Below are 25,096 nucleotides of genomic sequence, written 5' to 3'. Positions count from 1 at the left end.
TCGCTAAATAGATCGCTGCTGACGCGGAGGATTTGGCAAGGAATATCACACCGCCGCGCAGGTTGCCGGGCCGTACGCAGGCGATAACGCAGACAGGGACTGATCACTTAAAATAACAGACTCGACGAATTTCAACGGCCAGCCGGCGGTGCTGTGGCTTGAAATACGACGTGCATCATGCAGCAGAGGTTCACTTTGACTCCATCGGACTCCATGCCGGCGGCGCATCAGCGCCACGCCATTCCCCCGGGCGCCGGGGCACTGTTTTTTATCCAAATCTTCGCCACGCTGGGTTTTGCCGTGCTGTACTCCACGCTGGTGCTCTACGCCACCAAACGCCTGGGCTTCAGCGAGGGCAGCGCCAACGCCATGATGGGCGTGTTCGGCGCCTTCAACTATGGGCTGCATATGTTCGGCGGTTACCTGGGCGGGCGTTTTCTGAGTAACCGGAACCTGTTCGTACTGGGTATGGTGTTGCAGGTGATCGGCTGCGCGCTGATTGCCGTGGCGGGCGTTTGGGGTCTGTACTGGGGGTTGGCGATGTTCCTGACCGGTAGCGGGCTGAACGTCACCTGCATCAATATGATGCTCACCCAGCGCTTCAAACCGGATGACGATCGGCGCGAATCGGCGTTTTTGTGGAACTACGCCGGGATGAACCTTGGCTTCTTCGTCGGTTTTACCGTGGCCGGCTATTTCCAGTTGAGCGAAAACTACCGCGCGCTGTTCCTGTTTGCCACGTTAGGCAATGCAGCGGCGATTATCGTCGCCGTCAGCCGCTGGCGCATTCTGGCCGATCTCAACACACCGCTGCATGACGCCAGCCGCGCGCAATACCGCTGGCGTATGCTGGTCGGGTTGGGGGTATTGGTGGCGCTGGTGCCCGTTATCCGGGTGATGCTGACCCATGCGGAATTCAGCGGCCACTTCGTGATTGGTCTCGGCGTACTGATTTTCCTGATGCTGTGCGTAGTCACACTGCGCCACCAGCCGCGCACAGAGCGCCGTCGCATGGTGGCCTATCTGATTCTGGCGCTGGGCTCATTGGTATTCTGGGCGCTGTACCAGTTGGCGCCTATGGGGCTGATGCTATTCTCCGAGCATAATATCAACCTGAACGTCTACGGTATTCAGGTCGCTCCGCAGTGGATCCAGAATATCAATACGCTGGTGATTGTGGTGGGCGGGCCGCTGATGGCCTGGTGGTTTAATCGCTTGCGAGCTCGCGGCTGCAATATCGATATCCCGTTGCAATTCTCCGGCTCGCTGTTTTGCATCGGATTGGGCATGCTGGTATTGCCGTTGGGCATCAGCCTGGCCGGCGGCGACGGGCTGGTGGCGTTTAAATGGATCGCCATCAGCTACATACTGCAGAGCATTGGCGAACTGATGATTTCCCCGATCGGCTACGCGATGATCGGCAAGTTGGCGCCCCCGCGTTATCAGGGCGTCATGATGGGCTGCTGGATGATGGTCACCGGCGTCGCTTCGGTGTTGGCGGGCTATGTCTCCGGCCTGATGCCGGAAAACAGCGGCAGCACTCCGGCGCTGACCAACCCCGGCTACAGCGAAATATTCAGTGCGCTGGGCTGGGGTGCGGCGGGCGTTGGCGTGGTGATGTTGATCCTGATCCCGCTGCTGCGTCGGTTGATAAGGCACGACGCCCCCGTCGTTGCCTGAGATCCCGCAGGACAAAAAACAGCCCCACTGGTCGGGGCTGTTTGCGTTTTTGGCTTTAGCGCTTGCATCTGTCGGCGAATCGCGGAAGTCTGGATGGAAATGCATAAAAAACAGACGGAGCCTGACCGATGAACATCATTTATTACCACCCCTTATTTAACGCCCAGGATTGGCTGACAGGCATCAAACAGCGTCTGCCGCAGGCCAAGGTTCGCGAATGGCAACCCGGTGACGATCGCCCGGCGGATTATGCGCTGGCGTGGCGTCCGCCGCAGGAGATGCTGGCTAACCGCCGGCAACTGAAAGGGGTGTTTGCCCTGGGGGCCGGCGTAGATGCCATTCTCGAGCAAGAGCGCCTGCATCCCGGCACGTTACCGGCTGGCGTCCCGCTGCTGCGGCTGGAAGATACCGGCATGGCGCAGCAGATGCAGGAATATGCGTTGAGCTACGTGTTGCGTTATTTCCGTCGTTTCGACGAGTACCAATTGCTGCAACAGCAGCAAAAATGGCAGCCGCTCGATCCCCATCAGCAGGATAATTTCACCATTGGTATCCTCGGTGCAGGCGTGCTGGGGAAAAGCGTGGCGCAAAAGCTGGTGGAGTTCGGTTTTAACGTACGCTGCTGGAGCCGCAGCCCCAAGCAGATCGATGGCGTCGAGAGTTTTGCCGGCGCGGAGCAGCGCACTGCGTTTCTCGAGGGAACCCGGTTGCTGATCAACTTGCTGCCCAACACGCCGGAAACCGCCGGTATCCTCAATCGCCACCTGTTCGTGCACCTGGTGCCGGGAGCCTATCTGATCAACATCGCCCGCGGTGCGCATCTGGTTGAGGACGATCTCTTGCAGGCGCTGGATCAGGGGCAGATTGCCGCCGCCACCCTGGATGTGTTCGTCAATGAGCCGTTGCCGCAGGCGCATCCGTTCTGGCGTCATCCGCGTGTCACCATTACCCCGCATATTGCTGCCATCACCTTGCCGGAACAGGCGATGGACCAGATAGCGGCCAACATCCGCACTCTAGAGGCCGGGCAAACGCCGGCAGGGGTGGTGGATGTGCAACTTGGCTACTGACCTTTCGGTGACTCACCTGCTAAGCTAACAAGTAACCCGGCCTGCCGCCGTCCCTTTGGCAGGCCGCCAGAAGGAGAAATAATGTACCCTGTCGATTTGCATATGCACACCGTTGCCAGCACCCACGCCTACAGCACGCTGCATGATTACATCGTCGAAGCCCACCAAAAGGGCATCAAACTGTTCGCCATCACCGATCACGGCCCGGATATGGCCGATGCGCCGCATTACTGGCATTTTATGAATATGCGCGTCTGGCCGCGCCTGGTGGATGGCGTAGGGATCCTGCGCGGTATCGAGGCCAACATCAAAAACCTGCAGGGCGATATCGACTGCACCGGACCGATGCTGAACGAAGTCGACGTGATTATCGCCGGTTTCCACGAGCCGGTGTTTGCGCCGCAGGACAAGGCGGCCAATACCGAAGCGATGATTGCCGCGATGGCGCAAGGGGATGTGCACATTATCAGCCACCCCGGCAACCCGAGGTACCCGATCGACATCGCGGCGGTCGCTGCAGCGGCTGCGAAGTATGAAGTGGCACTGGAGCTGAATAACTCGTCATTCACCCATTCGCGCAAGGGCAGCGAGGACAATTGCCGGGCGATTGCCGCCGCGGTACGTGATGCAGGCGGTTGGTTGGCGCTGGGTTCGGATTCGCATATCGCTTTCTCACTCGGCGGCTTCGAGCATTGTGAGCGCATTATCGCTGAAGTGGAATTCCCGCAGGAACGGATCCTCAACGTCAGCCCACGGCGCTTGCTGGACTTTCTCGAGCGGCGCGGCAAGCCGGCGATTGCGGAATTGGCCGATTTGTGACATCGTCCCGGCAAATTTTCCGTATTGTATAAGGCATTATCATGAATGAGTTTTCCGTTGTTTGCCGCGTGCTGGGTACGCTGTTTTACCGTCAGCCGCAAGATCCGCTGTTGGTGCCGCTGTTTACGCTGATTAAAGAGGGTAAGCTGCAGCAACACTGGCCGCTGGAGCAGGACGAACTGCTGGCGCGCTTGCAGCAGGGGTGCGATGTGAACCTGCTTTCCGCCGATTTCAACGCGATGTTTGTCGGCAGCGAATGCAGCGTGTCGCCGTTCCGTTCCGCTTATGTGGAAGGGGCAACGGAGGCGGACGTCCGCACTTTCCTGCAGCAACGCGGCATGCCGCTTGGCGAAGCGCCGGCCGATCACTTCGGCTCTCTGTTGCTGGCTGCCTCCTGGCTGGAAGATCAATCGCAGGAAGACGAAGTGCAGGCGCAAATCACCCTGTTTGACGAATACCTGCTGCCTTGGTGCGGCCGTTTCCTCGGTAAAGTGGAAGCGCACGCCACCACCGGTTTTTACCGTACGTTGGCGCTGCTGGCCCGTGAGTCGATTCAGGCGATGCGTGACGAACTGGCAGAGTATGAGCAGGACGAAGAACAGCCGGGCGAAGAGGGCTGAAGCACTGAAAATGGCGGGCCTGCGTGGCCCGTCATCGTTTTCTCCGCGTTAAACACAGGTTTTCATCCCCCATACGTAAGTTGACAAAAAATCCCCTACTCTGACAGTTCATCGGCGGTTGGCTTTTCCGTGCCTGCGCGCCTCGTTTTCTCACGCAAAGGGTAGAGCATGAAAAATAACTGGATGCAGCAGATTCAATCGATGATTGGGCAAAAGGCCGGTTCCATCGGTGGGGCGGAAGGCATAGGCAAACTGCTGGCCCCGACCGCGTTGGGGGGGCTGGTGGGCGTTTTGCTGGCAAACAAGTCTTCGCGCAAGCTGGTGGGCAAGTTCGGCAAAAACGCCTTGATTATCGGCGGCAGCGCGGCCGTTGGCGCGGTGTTGTGGAATAAATACAAGCAGCGGGTGAAGGAAACTCATCAGGACGAACCGCAGTACGGTCTGCAGGTCACGCCGGTGGATCTGCGCGCCAAACGGTTGGTGCAGGCGCTGGTGTTTGCCGCCAAGAGCGACGGCCATATCGATGCGGAAGAAAAACGCGCCATTGACCACAGCCTGGAACAACTGCAGGTGGGCGAGGAAGCGCAAAAATGGGTGCAGGAGGCGATCGACCAACCGTTAAACCCGGATCTGATCGCCCAGAGCGTGAAAAACGAAGATGAAGCGCTTGAGGTGTACTACCTCAGTTGCATGGTGATCGACGTCGATCACTTTATGGAGCGCGGCTATCTCGATGCGTTGGCGCAGTCATTGAAGATCCCTGCGGACGTCAAGCAGGGCATTGAGAACGACGTCAACGAGAAAAAAGGCGAGCTGGCGTAGCGCCGCTTGGCAAGCCAGGGGGAATCGTGTCACTCTTGCCTTAATCAAGGTAAGCGGATGATTTAGCAATGATGACACCCCCTAAGGCAGAAAAACGGCCTTATCCTATCACTACCCACGGCGACACGCGCGTAGATGACTACTATTGGCTGCGCGACGACGAGCGCGCAGATCCCCAGGTGCTGGACTATCTGCAAGCGGAAAACGCCTTTACCGACGCGATGCTGAAACCGCAGCAGGCGCTGCGTGAAACGCTGTATGAAGAGATGGTGGCGCGTATTCCCCAGCAGGAGCACTCGGTGCCTTATGTCAGGCAGGGTTACCGTTATCAGACCCGTTTTGAGCCGGGCAACGAATACGCGATTTATGTTCGTCAGCCGCAGGCGGAAAGTGAACGCTGGGATACGCTGATCGACGGCAATCAGCGCGCTGAAAAACGCGAGTTTTACACCCTCGGCGGGCTGGAAGTCAGCCCGGACAACCAGAAACTGGCGGTAGCGGAGGATTTTCTGTCACGCCGCCAGTATGACATTCGCTTTAAAAATCTGAGCGACGACAGTTGGGCCGACGAAGTGCTGGAAAACACCTCCGGCAGCTTCGAATGGGCTAACGACTCTGCCACCGTTTATTACGTGCGCAAACATGCCAAGACGCTGCTGCCCTATCAGGTGTATCGCCACGTGGTGGGCACAGATCCGCAGCACGACCAACTGATCTACGAAGAGCTGGACGACACCTTCTACGTAGGGCTGGAAAAAACCACCTCCGAACGTTTTATTCTGATCCACCTGAGCAGTACCACCACCTCGGAGATTTTGCTGCTGGATGCCGACCGCGCCGACAGCACGCCGCAGATGTTTGTGCCGCGCCGCAAGGATCATGAATACGGTATCGATCACTACCATCAGCATTTCTATATCCGCTCCAACAAGGACGGCAAGAACTTTGGCCTGTATCAGAGCGAGCAGGCGGATGAGGCGCAGTGGCAGGAGCTTATCGCCCCGCGTGTCGAGGTGATGCTGGAGGGCTTCAGCCTGTTCCGTGATTGGCTGGTGGTGGAAGAGCGCAGTGAAGGCCTGACCCAGTTGCGCCAGATCCACTGGCAGAGCGGTGAAGTGAAACGCATCGCTTTCGACGATCCGACCTATACCACCTGGCTGGCCTACAATCCGGAGCCGGAAACCGAACTGCTGCGCTACGGTTACTCTTCGATGACCACGCCGACCACGCTGTATGAGCTTAATCTCGACAGCGGCGAGCGCGTGATGCTCAAGCAGCAGGAAGTGAAAAACTTCACACCGGAAAATTACCGCAGCGAGCGGGTGTGGGTGAAGGCGCGTGATGGCGTCGAGGTGCCGGTCTCGCTGGTTTATCGCCAGGATCGTTTTATTCGGGGCAGCAACCCGCTGATGGTTTACGGGTACGGCTCTTACGGCAGCAGCATGGATCCGGCCTTCAGCGCCAGCCGCTTGAGCCTGCTGGATCGCGGTTTTGTCTTCGTCCTGGCGCATATTCGCGGTGGCGGCGAGCTGGGGCAGCTGTGGTATGAGGACGGCAAGCTGTTCAAGAAGCAAAATACCTTCAACGATTTTATCGACGTGACCGAAACGCTGATCGCGCAGGGTTATGGCGACGCCAAACGGGTCTTCGCCATGGGCGGCAGCGCCGGTGGCCTGCTGATGGGGGCGGTGATCAACCAGGCGCCGCAGCTGTTTAACGGCATCGTGGCGCAGGTGCCTTTTGTCGATGTGGTGACCACCATGCTGGATGAGTCTATCCCGCTGACCACCGGCGAATACGACGAATGGGGCAACCCGAACGAGCCGGCGTATTACGATTACATCAAACAATACAGCCCGTACGATCAGGTGAAAGCGCAAGATTACCCGCACATGCTGGTGACAACCGGCTTGCACGATTCGCAGGTACAGTACTGGGAACCGGCCAAGTGGGTAGCGAAGCTGCGCGAGCTGAAAACCGACGATCGTCAGCTGCTGTTGTATACCGATATGGATTCCGGCCACGGCGGCAAGTCCGGGCGTTTCAAAGCCTATGAGGACATTGCGCTGGAATACGCCTTTATTTTGGCGCTGGCGAAGTAACCTGCAGGCGGGCGGCGGTTGCTGCCCGCTTTTTCATCCAATCAGATAGTATTTCAGCGTATGCTTCATGTCAGGGCTGAGATCTTCAATGGATTTCAACATCCAGCGCAGATAGCCGGGATCTTCCTGCGCAATGCGATCAATTTCCTGCCCGCGATACTTGCCGAATTTGAACTTCTTCAGCAGCACCGGCTGTTCGGTGATTTGCGCCATTTGTTCCGGCGTCCACCCTGAATCCTGGATGATGCGTTGCAGCAGTGCGGCGGTGACATAGCAATCGTACAGCGCCCGGTGCGGGTACAGCGTGGTGTCTTGCGGCAATTGCACCTCAAGATTCAGCGCATAGCGCAGATACTGGTTACCGTATTTGATGTCCGGGTACAGGGTGCGCGCCAGCTTCATGGTGCATATCCAGGCTCCGCGCATTTCCGGCAGCACGCCGCGATCGAAAGCCGCATTGTGCGCCACATAGTAGGGGCTGCCAAGATAGCGGCCGATCGCCACCGCGATGCGTGGCTTACCCTCGACCATCTGCTCGGTGATATGGTGGATAGCCATCGCTTCAATGCCAATGGGCCGATCGGGGCTGACTAAATCGCTCATCGGGTTGGCGATTTGACCGTCGATCAGGTCGACGGAGGCGACTTCCACCACGCCGCCGTCCAGCCCGCAGGTTTCAGTGTCGATTACGCGTAAAATCATGGTTTCCTCTGGGGCAACAGCTCAGCGTTAGCTTAACCGGCAGTAACGCCCGTGCCAACCGTTGGGGCGGTTTTCTGCAATCAGCAACCCCTGGGTGCTATCTGGTACGCTGGCCACCTGTTGACCCGTTTCATCCCATATTGCGCTTCTCCCGGCAGGGATCCAGCCACCGGTAGGGCCGGCATGGTTAGCCATCAAGGTGACAATGCCATGTTGTTGCGCATAACTCGCCAAGTTAGAGCTGTCGATGGGGTAACCGGCTTGAGAAACCAACACGCCGGCGGCGTAGATCTCAGCACCGGCTATTGCGGCATCGGCGGCATGCTCTGGGTGTGCGGTGTCAGCGCAAATCGCCAGGGCGATCCGCCGTTGGCTTACCGTCAACAGTGGGCCGCCATTGCCGGGATAAAATATCTCTTTTTCCGCACCGTGCAGATGTTGTTTGGTGTAGGCATTTCTGTTGCCGTCGGGGCTGAACGTGAGTGCGCCTATAAACAACTCAGTGCCATCATTGAGCGGAGCGCCGACAACAAGCGTCATCTGTTGTTGTTTAGCCGCATCGGCTAGCGGCTGCAAACGCGGATCGTCAAGCGTAAGGGCTAAACGACGGGCAGCATTGAGCTCGTAACCGGTCAGCGAAAGTTCAGGAAAAATCAGCAACTGCACATGTTGTGCAGCGGCCTGGCGGATAAATGTCAAATGGTGGTCCAAATTGCGGTCAATATCAGCCGCCACGGCGCTGTACTGAGCGGCGGCGATAGTCAAGCGGGGCATCGGTTATTCACTCCGGTTTTAGGCAACAAAAAACCCGCCTCGGCGGGTTTAATTACGGTTAGAAGTTCGCTTACTCGCCGGACGTTTGCCCTTTTTTGGCGCGTTTGCCTGCACGTTTCTCTGCAGGGGTTTTCAACGGCTTCTTCTTCGCATTTTTCTTGCTATCCATTCCCTTACTCATGATGGCCTCTCAGTTACCTATGGGTGGGTGGTTTGCTAAGCCATTAACCACCTTACACCGCTTGGTTGCAAGCATGAAAACGTATGTTTTAGTCAATCGTTTGTTAAACGTGAGTATTTTGTTTTTTATGAACGGCTGCTTAATTGGATTGATATGTTATAATATAACAAATTAATCATCACCGGAGAGCGCAATGACCGTTATTTCCTTGTTAAACCCACAGCAGCTCCTGGCCATGCCGGAGTCTGATTATATGAACCCGGCACAGCAGGCGTTTTTTCGCCAACGTCTGCTGGAGGAGCAGCAAAAATTGCTGCAGCACATCGATGCGTTGAAACGTGACATCGACGGCGGTGAGGTGACCGGTGACGAAGCGGATAAAGCCGCGCGTGAAGAAGACCTGCGATTATTGTTCCGCCAGTTGGACCGTGAAAGCCGCTTGCTGCCGAAGATCGCCGCGGCGCTGGCCCGGCTTTACAACGGCGAATATGGCTACTGCCTGGAAACCGGAGAGCCTATTGGCCTGGCTCGTCTGCTATTGCGGCCAACGGCGGAACTGAGTATTGAAGCGAAAACCGCTCAGGAAATGCGCGAGCCGCACTTGCGCAAAAGAGGCTGATCCGCGGATTGGCTGCATGGGGCAACGGGTCTTTTGCAGCCATTTTAAGCAAACGCACGTTAACTTGTTGGAGAGTGTACGAGTTTTCGGGTTTTACCGTTGACCTGATGGGCCGCTTCGGCTTTTATGAGGGTACGACCACAGAGAGACGGAAGCGCCATGGAACAATTACGAGGTTTGTACCCGCCGTTAGCAGCGTATGACAGCGGTTGGCTGGACACAGGGGATGGCCACCGGATCTACTGGGAACTGAGCGGCAACCCGAAGGGGAAGCCGGCAGTCTTTATTCATGGCGGACCGGGCGGCGGCATTTCCTCCTATCACCGCCAACTGTTCGATCCGCAGCGCTATAAGGTGCTGCTGTTCGATCAGCGCGGCTGCGGCCGCTCCAAACCGCACGCCAGCCTGGACAACAACACCACCTGGCATCTGGTGCAGGACATTGAACGCCTGCGCGAAATGGCCGGCGTGGATCAATGGCTGGTGTTCGGCGGCTCATGGGGCTCGACGCTGGCGCTGGCCTATGCGCAAACCCATCCGCAGCGCGTTAGCGAAATGGTGTTGCGCGGCATTTTCACGCTGCGTAAGCAGGAACTGAGCTGGTATTACCAGGACGGCGCTTCGCGGTTCTTCCCTGAAAAATGGGAGCGCGTGCTGTCGATTCTTTCCGAAGAAGAGCGCAAGGACGTGATCGCGGCCTACCGCCGGCGTTTGACCTCAAAGGATCTGCAAGTGCAGCTTGAAGCGGCGAAGCTGTGGAGCGTGTGGGAAGGGGAGACGGTAACCCTGTTGCCAAGCACCGAGTCCGCCTCCTTTGGTGAGGATGACTTTGCGCTGGCGTTCGCCCGCATCGAAAACCACTACTTTACCCATCTGGGCTTCCTGGACAGCGACGACCAGTTGCTGCGCAACGTTCCGTTGATTCGCCATATCCCGGCGGTGATTATTCATGGCCGTTACGACATGGCTTGCCAGGTGCAAAATGCCTGGGATTTGGCGAAGGTTTGGCCGGAGGCGGAGCTGCATATCGTCGAGGGGGCCGGGCACTCCTTCGATGAACCGGGTATCCTGCATCAGTTGATGCTGGCCACCGACAGGTTTGCGACAAAATGACGCAAAACCCGCCATAACGGCGGGTTTTTTTATCTGGATTTCGGCTCGTACGGCAGGCGCGAATACTTGTGTGATTCGACGCGATAGAACGCCACGCGTTCGCGGAAATAGTCGCGCAGGTGCGCCGGCTGTTCGCGCTCAACCATTTCCGGGATCACCGGCATGTTATAGCGTTCTTTAAACGCCACGCCGGAAGCCGCGAGATCAACGTTCACCTTGTCCATCTCTTCTTTGGAAAGCTCTGCCAGATTGTAACCCACCGTATTCTCCTTACTGTCGCCGCATTGGATCAGCGCAGAAGGTAATGCACCCGGCGGCGCTTGGCAAGCCTGAAGCGCAAGGAGAGCAGGGCGGTGGGAATAACGTTGGTCATCAGCGATTATTTATTATGGCGAAGGCAATGCAATCCATTTATTTTATCAAATAAGAATGATTCGCTTTCTGGTTAAATATACGGATGAAAATAATTATCATAATAATTTAGGTGAGTAATTTGGTTTTAATATATATCATTGATTTTTAATCATTTAAAAATAAAATGAAGTCTAATGTAAATCAGGTGTTTTTATTTTGTTCTTGCCAAGGCATAATGCGGGAAAATTAAATCGATACCTGCAAAATAAAAGGGATAATTATGCTGACGCAAGAAATGACCAAAAAGCTGAATGAGCAACTGAATCTGGAATTTTATTCCGCCAACATGTACCTGCAAATGAGCGCATGGTGCAGCGATAAAGGCTTTGAAGGCGCGGCCGCATTTCTTAAAGAGCATTCTCAGGAAGAGATGCAGCACATGCAACGTCTGTTCGATTATCTGAGCGATACCGGCTCCCTGCCGCTGCTGGGCACCATCGCCGCGCCGCCGGTTGAGTTCGAATCCCTGGCGGACGTGTTCCAACAGACTTACGAACATGAGCAACTGATTACTCGCCAGATCAACGAACTGGCGCACGCGGCAATGATCGCTCATGACTACTCTACCTTCAACTTCCTGCAGTGGTATGTTGCTGAGCAGCATGAAGAAGAGAAACTGTTCAAATCCGTGCTGGATAAACTGGCGCTGGTGGGCAATAGCGGCAAGGCGCTGTTCTTCATCGATAAAGATCTGAAGAAAATGGGTGCAGCCGGTGAAAACGGCAACGGCCAGGGTTAAATCTGCGCTGAAGAACCGCGCGTCGGGCTTTGCCTGGTGCGCGGTTTTTTTATGCCCTGCTTTTAGCATGGTTTAGCAGCGATACGTGCTGCCAGATCGCAGAATGCCAGCGTTCTGCTCGACTTACGGATCGAGTCTCGTTATCATTTAATTCGATACGCTACAGGGAAGGTAGAGAGTTAAAAGGAAGGTAGAGAGTTAAAAACAGCGAGTTAGCCGTTATTCCTGTTCTTCTGTTTACCCGTGGCGCAATCATCTGCGGTGGGTTCCGGCTGCCGGCCTTAACCCTTATCACCCTCGATTATTGCTTTAAGGGATATCACTGTGATCGGTAAAATTCGTTCTTCGTATCGCCTGTTTTCTACCATTTTCGTGCTGTTTGTCGGGTTGTCCTCGCAGCAGGCACTGGCGCATGCCCATTTGAAAGTGCAGACGCCGGCGGAAGATGCCATCGTCAGCCCGGCACCGAAGGTGCTGACGCTCAATTTTTCCGAAGGCATTGAGCCTAACTTCAGCGGCGTGAAAATTACCGGCCCGAACGATGCCAAAGTGAAAACCGGTAAATTGCAGATTGAGGCGGGCAACAACACCCAGATCATTTTGCCTATCGAAGATGATCTGGCTGCCGGCAAATATAACGTCAGTTGGCACGTGGTTTCGGTCGACGGTCATAAAACCAAAGGCCAGTACAGCTTCACCGTTAACTAAGCATGAGTCTGGCGACCCTGTTTGTTCTGTGTCGCTTTGTGCACTTTGCGGCGGTGATGCTGATGTTTGGCACCAGCCTGTTCACCGCCTTATTGTCGCCGCAGCGCCTTTCCCCGTATCTCTCTCGTGACGTGCGTCCTTTGTTGATCTCCAGTACCTGGCTTGCCGGGTTTTCTGCCGTGGCGCTGCTGGCTATTCAGGCCGGGCAGATGGGGGATGGCTGGGCCGACACCTGGCAACCCGAGATTTGGTGGGCGGTGCTGGGTACCACCTTCGGCGAGGTCTGGCGCTGGCATTTGGGGATGTCGCTGCTGGCAGTATTGAGCCTGTGGTTGCCGGATCAACGCCGCGTGCAGCTTTTGGCGCTGCTTTCCACGTTGCTGCTGGTCAGTATGGCGTTTATCGGCCATGCGGCGATGCATGAGGGAACACTCGGCGCGCTGCACCGTTTTAACCATGCGCTGCACCTGTTGGCCGCCGGTTATTGGTTTGGCAGCCTGTTACCGCTGTTGATTTGCCTGCGCTACCTCGCTCAACCGCAGTGGCGCAGCGACGCGGTGAGCACTTTGATTCGTTTCTCGCGCTGGGGGCACCTGGCGGTGGCGTTGGTGATATTGACCGGCGTAATTAACAGTTTGATTATTCTCGGCAACTGGCCGCTGGACGTGGCTTCGCCATACCAGCGCCTGTTGTTGTTCAAAACCGCGCTGGTGGCGCTGATGGTCATGGTAGCGCTGGCCAACCGTTATGCCATCGTGCCGGCGATGAGCAGCGTACCCAGGCTGGCACAGCGCGGGCTGGTGCTGGCCTGCTGGATTGAGGTTGTACTGGGCGCATGCGTACTGCTGCTGGTCAGTTTATTTGCAACCTATGCGCCGGTGTAACATTGCGGCTTGCCGGATGCCCCTAAACTGCGGGAAAATTGACTCAAATAGCAACCTTAAGGCCATAACATGAAATCGGTATTACTTGGCATTACGCTGCTGGCGACCACGACCGGCGCGCTGGCGGCAGACCAACTGGTTAACATCACCAAGTTGGAATACGGTAAGCAATGGGCGTTCACCAAAGAAGAAGTGACGCTGCAATGCCGCAGTGGCGGTGCGCTGTTTGTGCTTAACAACAGCACGCTGATGCAATACCCGCTCAACGCCGCCGCAGAAGCGCAGGTGAAAGCGGGGCAGCAGCGCGCCCAGCCGCTGGATGTGATCCTGTTGGATGACGCTGCCAATCCCGGCAAAAAAATGAGTACTGAGCCATACCTGAAACGTGCCGAGAAGCTGTGCGCGAACTAATGGCTTGCTCCACAAAGGCTTAGCCAGAGGTTAACCGGTGCTGAAAAATTGCGCGGGGTTAATTCCACAACGCAACTGTCACCGCCCGTGTGCGAGGCTGGCAAAACTAGCGCGGTAAGCTACTCTTAAAGTGCATGGCTGAACAAGTCCTGCACAAAATGCCAACTTTTAGCGCACGGCTCTCTCCCAAGAGCCATTTCCCTAGACCGAATATAGGAATCGTATTCGGTCTTTTTTTATGTTGTTGATTTTAAAGGGTTTGTTTTTTCTCGTCCGAAAATGTCCGAATTTCTATACTCGGTCTTTTATAGCATCACGTATTCTTTTCCCCTCGTATTGAGATATTTCAGTGTCATCATCTCTGAAGTATGCCCCAGTAATTTCTGCGCAAAATCCCTTCCTCTTTCCTTCTCATATAATCGTCCAGACAGACTACGGATCTCGTGAAATGTCGGGGGGCTTTCCTCGAAATCCAACCCTGAAGCTTTTCGCGCTGCTACAAATTTTTTCGTTAATCCATCTGGGTGCAGGGATCCGTCCGGGCTATTTTTCCTGACGCTGGCGCTGAGCAGAAAATCTGTCGTGCTGACCAGCCTTATATTAACCCGTCTATGTGCGGGTTTCTGCGTATTTGGAGCCCAGAGATGTCTATACACATTATTGAAAGTCTCGTTTTCCGACCCGCGAGTGAATTACCGACCGCCGATCTCGACGGTAAGAGTGTGCTGGTGCTCAATCCCTGCGATGGATGGCACAAAGGACACATCCGGGCATTCGAAGAGGAGGGCGAGGTTTACCACATTGGTATTCACACCTGGTCGATGGATGAAATGACACCTCACGATTTCTACGTCGCATGGGCGCTGCTGCCGGACAGCATTGCGTTGAACGAGAAGTTCGAGTCAGAAAAGCCCCGTTGATATGTAAAGAAATATCAATGGGTATTGTGTGGTTATGCTGGCTGCATTAGTATTCGCGCCTCGGCCCTTTAGCTCAGTTGGTTAGAGCGCGCGACTCATAATCGCTCGGTCGCTGGTTCAAGTCCAGCAAGGGCCACCAAACCGCCATTAGCTCAGCAGGAAGAGCAACGACCATTAAGTTGTAGGTACGGGGGGCGAGGCCTCGATGGCGGACCAATGCGGGCATCGTATAATGGCTATTACCTCAGCCTTCCAAGCTGATGATGTGGGTTCGATTCCCACTGCCCGCTCCAGAAAAAGCTTTTCAGCCTGCGAAGATGGGATTGCCCGGAGTGGCTGGAAAGCGCATCAGAAAGGCGCACTTAGTTTTGATACGCACTATCGATCACTACCCTGGGTTTTCTGAGTACGCCCCTCTGATATGAAGCAACAGTGGAAAGATTATATTTTCACTGTCACGGTATTTGATTGTTGCGCATAACTGAAAGAGAATTGGTTTGCTTATCGTGGTTTTGGTAGTAAGGCATACCCTAAAGGTAAAATCGAGTATGCCTTGTAACTCTAGTTACAGGTTAGAACATTTACCCGTAACACCACTTCTCCATGATTTTCCTCCTACATTTTTACAATTATGAGCATGCTGATGATTCCCGATTACTCTGCCGGTGCAATTTCGTGCTGAATAGCATTTTCCGGGTTTTCGTGATTCATTCCCGTCTTTTACGAGAGAAATGTTGGAAGTGCAGGGCTTATTGGTTGATACTGCACTTTTCCCAATGAGATTGCCTTGAGGGGATGTTTCGGCGGCAAAAGATGATAAAGGGATGAGTAAAGCAATACAAGACGCAAATAAAATAGCTGTGCTTTTCATATTGAAATCTCCATATTTATTGAAATGCACTAGATTAGATTGGCATACTGCCTCATGAATGATAAATATATTAATCTCTATAACTTTCGATTGGCCTCCTTTGGTTTTGTACTTGTGTTTTTATATTGTAGGTGAATTTTTGTTGTAGGGTGAGTTATTATTAGGTTATTTTAATATCTATTGATATGTTTTCATTTTTATACAAAAATATTTAATTATTTATTAATTGAAGTTGGAGTGTTTAGTACCCCTACATGCGAAATATTAACTTGCTAATTGTATCCTTGCTTTTTATAGGTGGTTTGAAAATTTCAAAATTTTAAGTGTGAAATAATTAATAGTTAAATTTCCGCTGTCTATCATTATGTTTGTTTCTATTTTTATTGGGCTGCATTTGGTACGGCCTTTTTTCTTTTCTGACACCCGGAGTCGGGCAAATGAATAATCAACATCTGCCACCGGGATTCCTGGAGGCAACTTTGCTGTGGGTGAAAACCAATGCGCCAGTTCTGTACGGCTCATTTGCTGCGTTCGGTATGGCTACTTTACTGACCTTACGTGATGGCAAATAATGTCACTGAGTCGGGAGAGTACTTCCAGAACGTGACCAGCAATGCCACGTTGGCGCTGAATTATCCTGAGGCCGTGGCTGGCTCGTTGAAGGTATACCGCACCGGGGTAGATGAGGGTGCCTGTCATCAGGTGTATATGCCTTACAACTCGACGGCAGAACACCGGCGTTATGCTTTCGGTGATCCACTGGTGTTCTCTGCGTGGAAGGCATATTGATGAAGATGGCCGGCGAGTGCCGGCCTAATACAGCCAGCAGCCAGCCTTGGCGGATGCAATCAGCATATTGATAGTGAGAGGTTTTGATTGTGTCTTACTGCCGGGAAAGTAGGTAGTGAAGTCCAAGGCATCATGCTCAAGGTGAAATTCTGTGAAAATTTCATCCAAAAGATCCATGGCTTCCTGCTCATCCATTCCCATGGTGTGATTCAACGAACTATCACCAGTAAGAATCTGCTTCTTAAACGTTAGCCAGGAGCGTCCGTTATAAGGTTCCACCAGTTCAAAAATGCGCGCTTCAATTTTATCTACCATAACTTGTCGGCACCTCGCGCTATTCTGTTGTACTTAACCGTAGATCTGAATGAAATCTCTGTTATGTCTTTTGCAAGGATGACCCACCCAAGAACAGGGACCGCACGGCCTACAAATGTACCCATCTTCCTTACCATGCGCAGTCTTAGGGTTGAGGGAGGATAGCCTCCGATTACCGACGGCATTTTCAACCCGAGTGGAAACATTCTATTTCCAAACACCTTTCTAGCTTGTCGGGAAGCCAAGGAGGTATCAGGTATCGCCGTTCTAAATTTCCCTCGTGTTGGTGAAATATTTCTTCCCGCATGGATAAACGCTACGGCGGCTATATCCTCAATACCTAACTGAGTGGCCGTTTCTTCGCAGAAGATCATGAAAAATAGCTCACTGGCACTCAGGTTATACCTTCCAGCATAGAAATACGTCCCGCCTAATTCCTCAACCGTATCCATAACTTTTCCTTGTCATTTTAGTTGTTGCCTAACATACCAACTGAAGCGAAACATTTCTATGCTGGATGCTGATTTGGGAAAATTGCCCGGTTTTTGTTCTGGGGTGCGTTGCGGGATGCTGCTGCTTTGGTTCGAGAGAAAAAATAGTTATGCCAGACGGGGTGTAAGGTTGGCTTCAGAGGGGATTTTGATCGAAAATCCTTTCGAGTTTTTTCCGAGCATCCCCGAAAAAAATGATATGTGTTTGATTATTTTGACGTGTTTTCACATGCTTTCTTGGGTGTGCTTTAATCGTTTTTTGTTTTAAATGTATGATATTTAATAAATTAATTAGTATGATGCGAGAACAGGAATCGTATTCGGTCTTTTTTATGTTATAGAATTCAGTTGGTTATCTCGTCTCTTCCGAAACTCTCCGGATTTCCATATCCGGTCTTTTCCGTTATTACAGCAAGGTAAAATACTTTTTCACGCGCATCCAAGTACTTTTCAGTCACCTCCATATTTCCTATTTCCAGAACGTGACCAGCAATGCGACGCCGGCGCAGAAGGTATACCGCATCGGGGTAGATGAGGGGGTCTGTCGTCAGGTGTATATGGCTTACAACTCGACGGCAGAACACCGGCGCTATGCATTCGGTGATCCACTGGTGTTCTCTGCGTGGAAGGCGTATTGAATTCCATTTCGAATCGCACCATTCAAACACCGACAGTGCCTTGCTTTCATCTAACCCCCACAACTTGTCCCCTTTTTCCGACTGACCGACGCACCGATTTACGCGGCATGGCTGTGAGGCGAGGGCGACTGTAAGTATCCCGGAGTTCGAAGTGGACGATGGTACGCAGGTGCAAGAGTACAATGGCCTGAGTGCTTACTCCGAATCGGAAGATCACTGTGTACTGCAATTGGATTGATGGCTTTATAATTACTTTCAATGCGGTCTGTGACAGTGAGTCCAAAGCGATTTTTTTGTTAGCGCTGGCACAACTATGAAAGGGTGAAAGTCAGTATTGATAACCGGTAATGTTTAACTCTCGAATTTACGAGGTCTGCTAGAGAATTTATCGCTATTAAATACTCGAGTGAGAAAATAATAACATTACCAAGGAGTCTATATGTTGTCTGAAAAAAACAAAGATGAGATTTTTTATAGTACTTTGCGCAATAAATTAACGATGGAGTTAGGTGATAAGTGTGTTTCCGCTGTATTGGCGGAGGATTTAGATACTACCGTTTTTGATAATCATCCGCCCTATATCTCTATAGGCGATACGGGTCTCCTCATCGCTTTTGCATTTGGGAACCGTGCAAATGTTTCCGGATCAAAAAATGAGCTGGCACAACCAGGGCCAATGAACAAGGATCTTGCTGATTGCTGTACCAAGGCATACCGTATCAAGCCAATGCGAATGTATGTTCAGTGGGAAATTGCACGGTATTTGGCTTCGAAGGAAATGTATCCTGACATCCCAGCCGAAGATATCGTTTCGATTGAGCCAGAATGGGATGACCAAGGAAATCTCACTTACCTTAGTACTGATGGTGTGCTGCAAGCTATCATCAATAAATATTTCGAGGGTGATTCCGCTTCTGTCGGGACTGCAGCTGTTATCGGGCATGGCGATCATGTGAAGCGTTGCGTGATGACATGTCAAATGCGTAATGTTAAAGGATATGCACTGAGGGAGGTGACTCTGCCGGTATGGTATGATAACCAATCTGCACAAGCCTGGACTCGCCGTAGAGATTTATATGTTTTAAACGACATGGCAAATAGATTGATGATGGTTGCTCAAAAAAATATTCTTAACGCTCAATAATTATATTTTTATTAATACTAGAAATAGTTTTCGTTTCAGGTCGCCACCGCGACCTTTTTTTATGCACGACAGAGCAGCTTTCTGAGGCTGTTGCGTCATGCACGATAACCCTCAGCGATGCCGATGTTGGCTGGTTTAAATATGGGAGAGGGTTGAGTATGGATTCACGGTCGCGTGACTGCCAAAGCACCACCGGGAATATTGCGTGCGGCTTTATGAGCAAGCCCTAAGTCGGAAACTGTCGAAGACGGAGGTCGAACGCAGGGTGCGAGCCTATGAGGCCTGATGAATAAACAGGGCAAACCATTATTTGAAGGCGGTTGAGTTACTGCGCCACAAAGAGAAGAGTTGCCGCATTAACTATAGGGTTCTGATGATGCAGCGTATAGTTGCCTTTTTTCTCATGGTCGGCTCGTGTGGTATGGCTCACAGTGTCCGTTATCCAATCATGACTCATGTGGAGTTCATTTCTTTCGGGACTCATCCGAATCCCGATCGTGGTGAGTGCGCGGCGAGCGTGAGATATGCAGGCATAAATTCGATTGTTGATATCGGTGAACGCTTTGATTCCACAATGGGGACATCAGGTCAGTACTGAACAATCTGCTTGATATTGCTAATCATGTGGCTTTCTGTCGGCGTTTAACCTGGTGGGCGCATGAAGATCATGCGCTTTTCATCCGGTCCCTTAATTGAAGAACTTTAACTTCAAATAGGTCATAAACAAGTTTAGAACTGAGAATTGTCATGACCAAGAACAATACCCAAACGGATATGCATCCGATTAAGGATGTTGGCTTAGGTATGTAATAATTGATACAGTAAAGAACAGGGAGGTTTATAAGGTATGCAGCATAAGACCACCTGGCTATTCTTGATGTAACACCCCTTACAATGGACGTGACATCAACGTGATAGAAGACGGTTATTAAGCAAGCAAATCCAAGGTTTGCGATATCAAATAAAAATATCTTTAGGAATGTGCTGTCATCCATGAATGCATCGGGTTTTGCGGCTATGTATATTGCTACTGGAACCAGTAAAACACCCAGCTTAGAAATTATGTTTATTTTTTTTGATAAAAATAACCATGAAAAAATAACACCAATCATTAAAGAGTCTAGTCTGTATAAAGACGTTGAGCGTATTTCGTTAAATGTCATTGATGTGTTAATCACCGCGTTGATTCTAAATGCAAACGACATCGCGATCATGGCGGCAATCGCTAATATTAGACTGTTTCCTTTGTTTATTTTTGCGAATAAAAAAACAGATATCACAATAGGGAATAAAAAATAAAATACCTCTTCTACTGCGAGGCTCCATGCTTCGCCAAAAAATGCGGGGTGAGGCGTCGTTAAACTCTGGGTGAATGTTGAGAAAGCAAGCAAACTCGGTTGTGTCTCTGGTCTGATATTGTCAATGAGAAGTATATTCACTATTAGAAATAGGAGGTAACTTGGGTACGTTCTCATCCAACGGCGGAACCAAAACGAAGGAATCCAGCCAAACGCAGTGTCAGATTTTTCAATCTTATCGAATATTATTCTTCCGATGAGAAACCCAGATAAAACGAAAAATAACTCCACGCCCAGGAATCCACCAAATTTCAAGTGCTGAGCTGAAGGGAATGCCGGCAGCAAAAATACTCTGCCATGAGATAATAACACCATGATAATTGCGAGAGACCTGCATAAATCAAGCCATGGGTTTAACTTCTTTTCCATAATTTCGTAATCTCATACTCATTCTATACATTCGCATCAACGCTCAAGATTCTAACATAACACAATAAGAAATAATGAATTCTATTAACCCCCCCCCAAAGAATCACCTATCTCCTCTGAAGGGCTATCAGTTGATAACGTCGTCGGCACAGACATTGTGCTGAACAACCGTAGCACGCAACAAGCAGCTTATCTGCATGCTACTGATAAATAAGATGCGATTTTGGCATCACGACCAGGAATGTGGTGCAAGATAATGCCGGGAGGGATCCCGGCTATTCTCCAAAACCAGCTTTCGTTATCGATCCGCGCCCTATCTTTTTCGAGATAAAGCGGTTTTCACGTCGGTTGTTTCTTACGCTAACGCTGTATATGTGTACAATTTTTGTTGTGAGGTCAGGCACTAGAGTATCAAAATTTGCCAGCCCGACCGTAGACTAGGTCGAGAAGCGCCTTAGCCTTGGCGAGATCTGCATAATACGGGCACAAGCGGCTTGTTTCATGTGCGCAGCGGGTCAGGCACTGGCCGTGGGGATCCACGGTAAGACTTTGCTCGTTATCGACGCATCTGTAACGCCAGTGAATGGAAATATTATCATTGCGGATGTTTCCGGCGAGCATGTTTGCGTCGGATTCGGCGATATCCGTACCGTGTTTTAGAATATGTGGGCGGGTCGTGCGAGTTTGAGGAGGTGTCCTTTGCTTTTATCAAAATAAACATTACCTCATCAAAGAACGAGCGTATTGGGTATCTCCCGTACCCAACTCACTTAATGATACGCCGGCATCCGCTTCAAACTGACCTGGCGCTGCGTTCATAAAAAGGCTTTTGTCCGGTGAGGGCATCAGGAAGGCAAAGTGTAAAGCAATTAACGCACCCAGCTACATAAGGTGTCACATTACAGAAAATTATCACCTGAACCAGAGACTCTTTCGCCTTTTGGATGACCAGCGCCAGTCTTGGTGTATAACATGATAATTATTTCATTTTCGCTATATTTTAAGGTTTTTTCCCGGCCGTGAAAATGCCAATCACCGTTTAATAAAGGTAATAATTATGTTGATCTTGATTTGCTCTGTCATTCATTGATCTGTTTTGATGACACATTGCTATTAATTACCGCACCATGTATATGATTAAAGTGATAACTATATTTTCATTTAATATTTTATGCGGATTTTTTCTGCTTGTAATTAATAGCCTGGTGTGTTTATTATTGAGGTCTTGTGAAGTTATCAATATTTATGATCTTTTGGATTAAGCCCTGCCATTAATAGCACGCCGCCAGTCATGCGATATCCCGTCAATAAGTTGATAGAGTTCATTTTCTGTATATGGATACAGTAACTATGGACAAAGAGACTAAAATGACAAAGCTGATTATTGATAATAATAACTGTGTGACGCTAACTCCGGAGCAGGCAAAAGCCTTAACCCAGGTAGTGGTAGGAGGGGAGTTCCAGGGTGCCGTCCTTTTAAACAAGTATCTCGGCCGTTTGCCGCTGCCAATTAAGCCGGTAATTGCATACGACGAAGTGCTGCATTCAGCTGCAGCCTACTACCTGGCGATCTCGTTGGAAGGGCGTTGCTTCTCTGGCGTGGGTGTGCCGGTTGTCGCTGAAGATGGCGTCAGTTGGGCATTCAAATACTCGTTTGATATGCAGGAAAGTTATTGTGAACAAATAACGACCCAAAACATTACGGTAGCCTCTCCAAGCTAAGTTCTCAAAAAAGCTCTGGCAAATTTGCCAGGGCTTTCTCGTTGCAATAGGCAATATCTTTTCTCTATAAACTTCATTGACTCATCTGCCGACCTTAAGCATTATCGAGTGATGAAATTTACCCTGTTCACTTCCACCACAACCACGACAACCGCCTTTTTCTGGCGGGCTGTAAGGGTGTGCGTGAGTTAAAAACGCAGTTCCCCAAAGCCCCGCCAGCCATGGCCGGGGTGTCTTTATGCTCCGTCCTGGCTGGTAAAGATGGAGATCCACATGCAACAACATTACCGTACCGCACTTTTGATTATTGATATGCAGTTAGGCATGTACGATGGCCCGGAACCGCCTTATGAAGGTGAACGCGTTCTGGCCAATATCAACGCGCTGATTGGAAGGGCGCGCGATGCGGGCAGCCCCATATTCTTTGTGCGCCATGCCGGGCCAGAAGGATCACCGATCGCAGCAGGCAGCCATTTTTGGCAATTGCATCCGCGCCTGGCAATAGATACGGCAGTGGACAGGGTTATAGATAAAAACCGGCCCAGCTGTTTCTATCAAACGGGGCTGACCGGGCAACTACAAGAAGATGGCATCACCCGGTTGGCGGTAACAGGCATGAAGACGCAATATTGCGTGGATACCGCCTGTCGGCAGGCGGGCGAGCAAGGGTTTCAGGTGCTACTGGTTGCCGATGCGCACACCTGCAGCGATACGCCGGCGCTGAACGCCGAGGCGATAATCAGGCATCATAATCTGACTTTGTCAGGTCCTTTTGCCCAGTTGATACAAACTGCGGACGTGCAGTTCTGAAAAAACGGCGGCCCGCTTATCCCGCCTCGCCGATAAATTCGGAGCATGCTGCTGGCCTCAGCGCCAAAGGCTTTGTTACTATCCCTCCCACCCAAACAGTCAATGGTGCATTACATTGAAAATCCAAGCGTTATTATTTGTTGCATTGGCCGGTCTGGCTGGCTGCAGCCAAGAGGGAACCTCAGTGAACCAATCCAAGAAAAACCAGGGTGACCATACGGAAGTGTTGCTGGTTAACAGTGCGCTGGTGGATTGCATGGGCGTCTCCCCAATGAAATGCATGCAGGTGCGTCATTCGGTGCAAGGCCAGTGGGAAATGTTTTATAGCCGGATTGACGGCTTCAACTTTGAACCGGGCTACCGCTATCGTCTGAAGGTTAAGGTGACCCAGGCGGAAAACGTGCCGGCCGATGCGTCCTCATTGCGGTATACGCTGGTTGAACAGCTGGAAAAGAAAAAGGTCTGATAACACCCCGGCAGGTCAGGGCCGAAAATCCTGACCTGATGGCCGCGTAGCCAACCGGTGTCCACCGTGGCTGGCCCAGCCTGCCGGCAAGTTTTTTTGACGTAAACCCCCAGACAACCACGCTTTATGCGCACTCTCTGCGGCCTGAGTTGACCGGGCGAGACTGGTCTGCTCACTGGGCTTGTTGCGAATCTGCAATGCGCCTGTCTTAAGTATATTGTGAAAATCAGGTATATTGTCCTTCGGTTTTTAGCTACCAAGACAAAATTACTATGATTATCAAACCTAAAATTCGTGGTTTTATCTGTACCACCGCTCACCCGGCAGGCTGTGAAGCCAACGTCCGCGAGCAAATTGCTTACGTTAAATCCCGTGGCGAACTGAAAAACGGGCCTAAAAAGGTGCTGGTGATTGGTGCCTCTACCGGCTACGGTCTGGCGTCACGTATCAATGCTGCGTTCGGCAGCGGTGCGGCCACCATCGGCGTATTTTTTGAAAAGCCTGGCAGCGAAGGCAAAACCGGTTCTGCCGGCTGGTACAACTCTGCCGGTTTTGATAAGGCAGCTAAAGAAGAAGGCCTGTACGCGAAAAGCATTAACGGCGACGCATTCTCCAACGAATGCCGTCAAACCGTTATCGACCTGATCAAACAGGACCTGGGTCAGATCGACATGGTGGTTTACTCGCTGGCTTCCCCGGTGCGTAAAATGCCGGAAACCGGTGAAGTGGTGCGCTCGGCGCTGAAACCTATCGGCGAACCGTACAAATCCGTGGCGCTCGACACCAACAAAGACGTGCTGGTAGAAGCCGTGGTTGAACCTGCCAACGAGCAAGAAATTGCCGATACCGTCAAAGTGATGGGCGGTCAGGACTGGCAACTGTGGATGGACGCACTGGAAGAAGCCGGCGTGCTGGCGGATAACGTGCAGGCTGTCGCTTACTCCTACATCGGTACCGATCTGACCTGGCCAATCTACTGGCACGGTACGCTGGGCAAAGCAAAAGAAGATCTGGATCGCGCGGCTCAGGCTATCGATCAGAAGCTGAAGGCCAAAGGCGGCGCAGCTTACGTTGCGGTGCTGAAGTCGGTAGTGACTCAGGCTTCTTCTGCCATTCCAGTGATGCCGTTGTATATCTCCATCGTCTTCAAAATCATGAAGGCTCAAGGGATCCACGAAGGTTGCATCGAGCAAATCCAGCGCCTGTTCGCCACCAAGCTGTACAGCGGCACGGCACCGGACACCGACGAGAAGCATCGTCTGCGCCTGGACGACTGGGAACTGCGTGATGACGTGCAGAACACCTGTCGTGAAATTTGGGCTCAACTCAACGACAGCAATATCAATGAGCTGACCGATTATCAGGGCTATAAGGCCGAGTTCCTGCGTCTGTTCGGCTTTGGTCTGCAGGGTGTTGATTACGAAGCGGATCTCAGCGGTGAAGTTAAGTTCGACGTGGTCGAACTGGTCTAAACCCATCGAGCATTCGTAAAAAAGCCGGGTTATCCCGGTTTTTTTACGCCCATATCTGCCTGTTCCAGTAGTT

General features: G+C 51.7%; 26 protein-coding genes, 3 tRNA genes and 1 pseudogene. 23 read left to right on the top strand and 7 right to left on the bottom strand.

Annotated features, from left to right (window positions below):
- Positions 1-213: 213 nt before the first annotated feature.
- From V2S86_RS10045 to V2S86_RS10020, 6 genes are all read left to right on the top strand, one after another.
- Entirely contained in the window at positions 214-1,680 is a 1,467-nt protein-coding gene (locus V2S86_RS10045; RefSeq protein WP_330763184.1) for a peptide MFS transporter, read from the top strand.
- A 128-nt stretch (positions 1,681-1,808) separates the two neighbouring features.
- Positions 1,809-2,750 (top strand): glyoxylate/hydroxypyruvate reductase GhrA, encoded by a 942-nt coding sequence (gene ghrA, locus V2S86_RS10040; protein WP_330762292.1) that lies wholly within the window; start codon positions 1,809-1,811, stop codon positions 2,748-2,750.
- Positions 2,751-2,831: 81 nt separating this feature from the next.
- On the top strand, positions 2,832-3,569 hold the full coding sequence (locus V2S86_RS10035; protein WP_004943097.1) for a phosphatase: 738 nt from the start codon (positions 2,832-2,834) through the stop codon (positions 3,567-3,569).
- 41 nt (positions 3,570-3,610) lie between these two features.
- Positions 3,611-4,189: a TorD/DmsD family molecular chaperone gene (locus tag V2S86_RS10030; protein WP_330762291.1), complete on the top strand. Its 579-nt coding sequence runs from the start codon at positions 3,611-3,613 to the stop codon at positions 4,187-4,189.
- 168 nt (positions 4,190-4,357) lie between these two features.
- A complete protein-coding gene (locus tag V2S86_RS10025; protein ID WP_330762290.1) occupies positions 4,358-5,011 on the top strand; it encodes a tellurite resistance TerB family protein in 654 nt (217 codons plus the stop codon).
- A gap of 68 nt (positions 5,012-5,079) precedes the next feature.
- Positions 5,080-7,113: a S9 family peptidase gene (locus V2S86_RS10020; RefSeq protein WP_330762289.1), complete on the top strand. Its 2,034-nt coding sequence runs from the start codon at positions 5,080-5,082 to the stop codon at positions 7,111-7,113.
- A 33-nt stretch (positions 7,114-7,146) separates the two neighbouring features.
- On the opposite strand, the gene exoX is transcribed toward V2S86_RS10020, so the two are convergent.
- Positions 7,147-7,815, bottom strand: a complete 669-nt coding sequence (gene exoX, locus V2S86_RS10015; protein WP_330762288.1) for an exodeoxyribonuclease X — start codon at positions 7,813-7,815, stop codon at positions 7,147-7,149.
- A 27-nt stretch (positions 7,816-7,842) separates the two neighbouring features.
- Positions 7,843-8,589 carry a carbon-nitrogen hydrolase family protein gene (locus tag V2S86_RS10010; protein WP_330762287.1) on the bottom strand — a complete coding sequence of 249 codons (747 nt, stop codon included), beginning with the start codon at positions 8,587-8,589 and terminating at the stop codon, positions 7,843-7,845.
- Positions 8,590-8,963: 374 nt separating this feature from the next.
- On the opposite strand from V2S86_RS10010, the gene dksA reads away from it, so the two are divergent.
- Both dksA and pip read left to right on the top strand, forming a co-directional pair.
- Positions 8,964-9,389 carry an RNA polymerase-binding protein DksA gene (gene dksA / locus V2S86_RS10005; RefSeq protein WP_330762286.1) on the top strand — a complete coding sequence of 142 codons (426 nt, stop codon included), beginning with the start codon at positions 8,964-8,966 and terminating at the stop codon, positions 9,387-9,389.
- 159 nt (positions 9,390-9,548) lie between these two features.
- The gene (gene pip, locus V2S86_RS10000; protein WP_330762285.1) at positions 9,549-10,502 is read left to right on the top strand and encodes a prolyl aminopeptidase; all 954 of its coding nucleotides are present in this window, start codon (positions 9,549-9,551) and stop codon (positions 10,500-10,502) included.
- 29 nt (positions 10,503-10,531) lie between these two features.
- Here the strand turns inward: pip and V2S86_RS09995 are convergent, their stop codons facing one another.
- On the bottom strand, positions 10,532-10,762 hold the full coding sequence (locus V2S86_RS09995; protein WP_004943118.1) for a DNA polymerase III subunit theta: 231 nt from the start codon (positions 10,760-10,762) through the stop codon (positions 10,532-10,534).
- Between the two features lie 374 nt (positions 10,763-11,136).
- On the opposite strand from V2S86_RS09995, the gene ftnA reads away from it, so the two are divergent.
- From ftnA to V2S86_RS09975, 4 genes are all read left to right on the top strand, one after another.
- Entirely contained in the window at positions 11,137-11,655 is a 519-nt protein-coding gene (ftnA, locus tag V2S86_RS09990) for a non-heme ferritin (protein ID WP_013815088.1), read from the top strand.
- Positions 11,656-11,979: 324 nt separating this feature from the next.
- Positions 11,980-12,363, top strand: coding sequence for a CopC domain-containing protein YobA (gene yobA / locus V2S86_RS09985; protein WP_330762284.1), 384 nt, complete (start codon positions 11,980-11,982; stop codon positions 12,361-12,363).
- Between the two features lie 2 nt (positions 12,364-12,365).
- Entirely contained in the window at positions 12,366-13,247 is an 882-nt protein-coding gene (gene copD / locus V2S86_RS09980; protein ID WP_330762283.1) for a copper homeostasis membrane protein CopD, read from the top strand.
- A 69-nt stretch (positions 13,248-13,316) separates the two neighbouring features.
- Entirely contained in the window at positions 13,317-13,658 is a 342-nt protein-coding gene (locus V2S86_RS09975; protein WP_330762282.1) for a YebY family protein, read from the top strand.
- Positions 13,659-13,963: 305 nt separating this feature from the next.
- Here the strand turns inward: V2S86_RS09975 and V2S86_RS09970 are convergent.
- Positions 13,964-14,254 (bottom strand): annotated as a pseudogene (locus V2S86_RS09970) (tyrosine-type recombinase/integrase); the annotation flags it as partial.
- A 48-nt stretch (positions 14,255-14,302) separates the two neighbouring features.
- On the opposite strand from V2S86_RS09970, the gene V2S86_RS09965 reads away from it, so the two are divergent.
- From V2S86_RS09965 to V2S86_RS09940, 6 genes are all read left to right on the top strand, one after another.
- Entirely contained in the window at positions 14,303-14,578 is a 276-nt protein-coding gene (locus V2S86_RS09965; protein ID WP_330762281.1) for a hypothetical protein, read from the top strand.
- A 62-nt stretch (positions 14,579-14,640) separates the two neighbouring features.
- Positions 14,641-14,717 (top strand) — tRNA-Ile (locus tag V2S86_RS09960).
- Between the two features lie 2 nt (positions 14,718-14,719).
- Positions 14,720-14,794: transfer RNA gene (locus V2S86_RS09955), tRNA-OTHER, on the top strand.
- Positions 14,795-14,796: 2 nt separating this feature from the next.
- Positions 14,797-14,871 (top strand) — tRNA-Gly (locus V2S86_RS09950).
- A gap of 1,015 nt (positions 14,872-15,886) precedes the next feature.
- Entirely contained in the window at positions 15,887-16,021 is a 135-nt protein-coding gene (locus V2S86_RS09945) for a hypothetical protein (protein WP_330762280.1), read from the top strand.
- Positions 16,011-16,238: a pyocin knob domain-containing protein gene (locus V2S86_RS09940; protein ID WP_330762279.1), complete on the top strand. Its 228-nt coding sequence runs from the start codon at positions 16,011-16,013 to the stop codon at positions 16,236-16,238. Before V2S86_RS09945 ends, V2S86_RS09940 begins: the two co-directional genes overlap by 11 nt.
- A gap of 24 nt (positions 16,239-16,262) precedes the next feature.
- On the opposite strand, the gene V2S86_RS09935 is transcribed toward V2S86_RS09940, so the two are convergent.
- Both V2S86_RS09935 and V2S86_RS09930 read right to left on the bottom strand, forming a co-directional pair.
- Positions 16,263-16,553 carry a DUF1493 family protein gene (locus tag V2S86_RS09935; RefSeq protein ID WP_330762278.1) on the bottom strand — a complete coding sequence of 97 codons (291 nt, stop codon included), beginning with the start codon at positions 16,551-16,553 and terminating at the stop codon, positions 16,263-16,265.
- On the bottom strand, positions 16,547-17,005 hold the full coding sequence (locus tag V2S86_RS09930) for an STM2901 family protein (RefSeq protein ID WP_330762277.1): 459 nt from the start codon (positions 17,003-17,005) through the stop codon (positions 16,547-16,549). The genes V2S86_RS09935 and V2S86_RS09930 overlap by 7 nt, the downstream gene beginning before the upstream one ends.
- A gap of 1,116 nt (positions 17,006-18,121) precedes the next feature.
- On the opposite strand from V2S86_RS09930, the gene V2S86_RS09925 reads away from it, so the two are divergent.
- The gene (locus V2S86_RS09925) at positions 18,122-18,826 is read left to right on the top strand and encodes a hypothetical protein (protein ID WP_330762276.1); all 705 of its coding nucleotides are present in this window, start codon (positions 18,122-18,124) and stop codon (positions 18,824-18,826) included.
- A 665-nt stretch (positions 18,827-19,491) separates the two neighbouring features.
- Here V2S86_RS09925 and V2S86_RS09920 read toward each other — a convergent pair.
- Positions 19,492-20,553 carry an acyltransferase family protein gene (locus tag V2S86_RS09920; RefSeq protein WP_330762275.1) on the bottom strand — a complete coding sequence of 354 codons (1,062 nt, stop codon included), beginning with the start codon at positions 20,551-20,553 and terminating at the stop codon, positions 19,492-19,494.
- A 1,368-nt stretch (positions 20,554-21,921) separates the two neighbouring features.
- Between V2S86_RS09920 and V2S86_RS09915 the strand changes: the two genes are divergently transcribed.
- From V2S86_RS09915 to fabV, 4 genes are all read left to right on the top strand, one after another.
- Positions 21,922-22,275 carry a hypothetical protein gene (locus V2S86_RS09915; protein WP_330762274.1) on the top strand — a complete coding sequence of 118 codons (354 nt, stop codon included), beginning with the start codon at positions 21,922-21,924 and terminating at the stop codon, positions 22,273-22,275.
- Between the two features lie 273 nt (positions 22,276-22,548).
- A complete protein-coding gene (locus tag V2S86_RS09910) occupies positions 22,549-23,085 on the top strand; it encodes a cysteine hydrolase family protein (RefSeq protein WP_330762273.1) in 537 nt (178 codons plus the stop codon).
- Between the two features lie 115 nt (positions 23,086-23,200).
- A complete protein-coding gene (locus V2S86_RS09905; protein WP_330762272.1) occupies positions 23,201-23,551 on the top strand; it encodes a DUF4377 domain-containing protein in 351 nt (116 codons plus the stop codon).
- 272 nt (positions 23,552-23,823) lie between these two features.
- Complete coding sequence (gene fabV / locus V2S86_RS09900; RefSeq protein WP_330762271.1) at positions 23,824-25,023, top strand: enoyl-ACP reductase FabV; 1,200 nt, start codon at positions 23,824-23,826, stop codon at positions 25,021-25,023.
- Positions 25,024-25,096 lie beyond the last annotated feature (73 nt).

The organism is Serratia sp. C2(1) (assembly GCF_036352655.1).
In the GTDB taxonomy this organism is placed as follows: domain Bacteria; phylum Pseudomonadota; class Gammaproteobacteria; order Enterobacterales; family Enterobacteriaceae; genus Serratia; species Serratia inhibens.
Note: the sequence above shows the minus strand (reverse complement) of the source record. Positions and strands in the feature narration are given on the sequence as shown.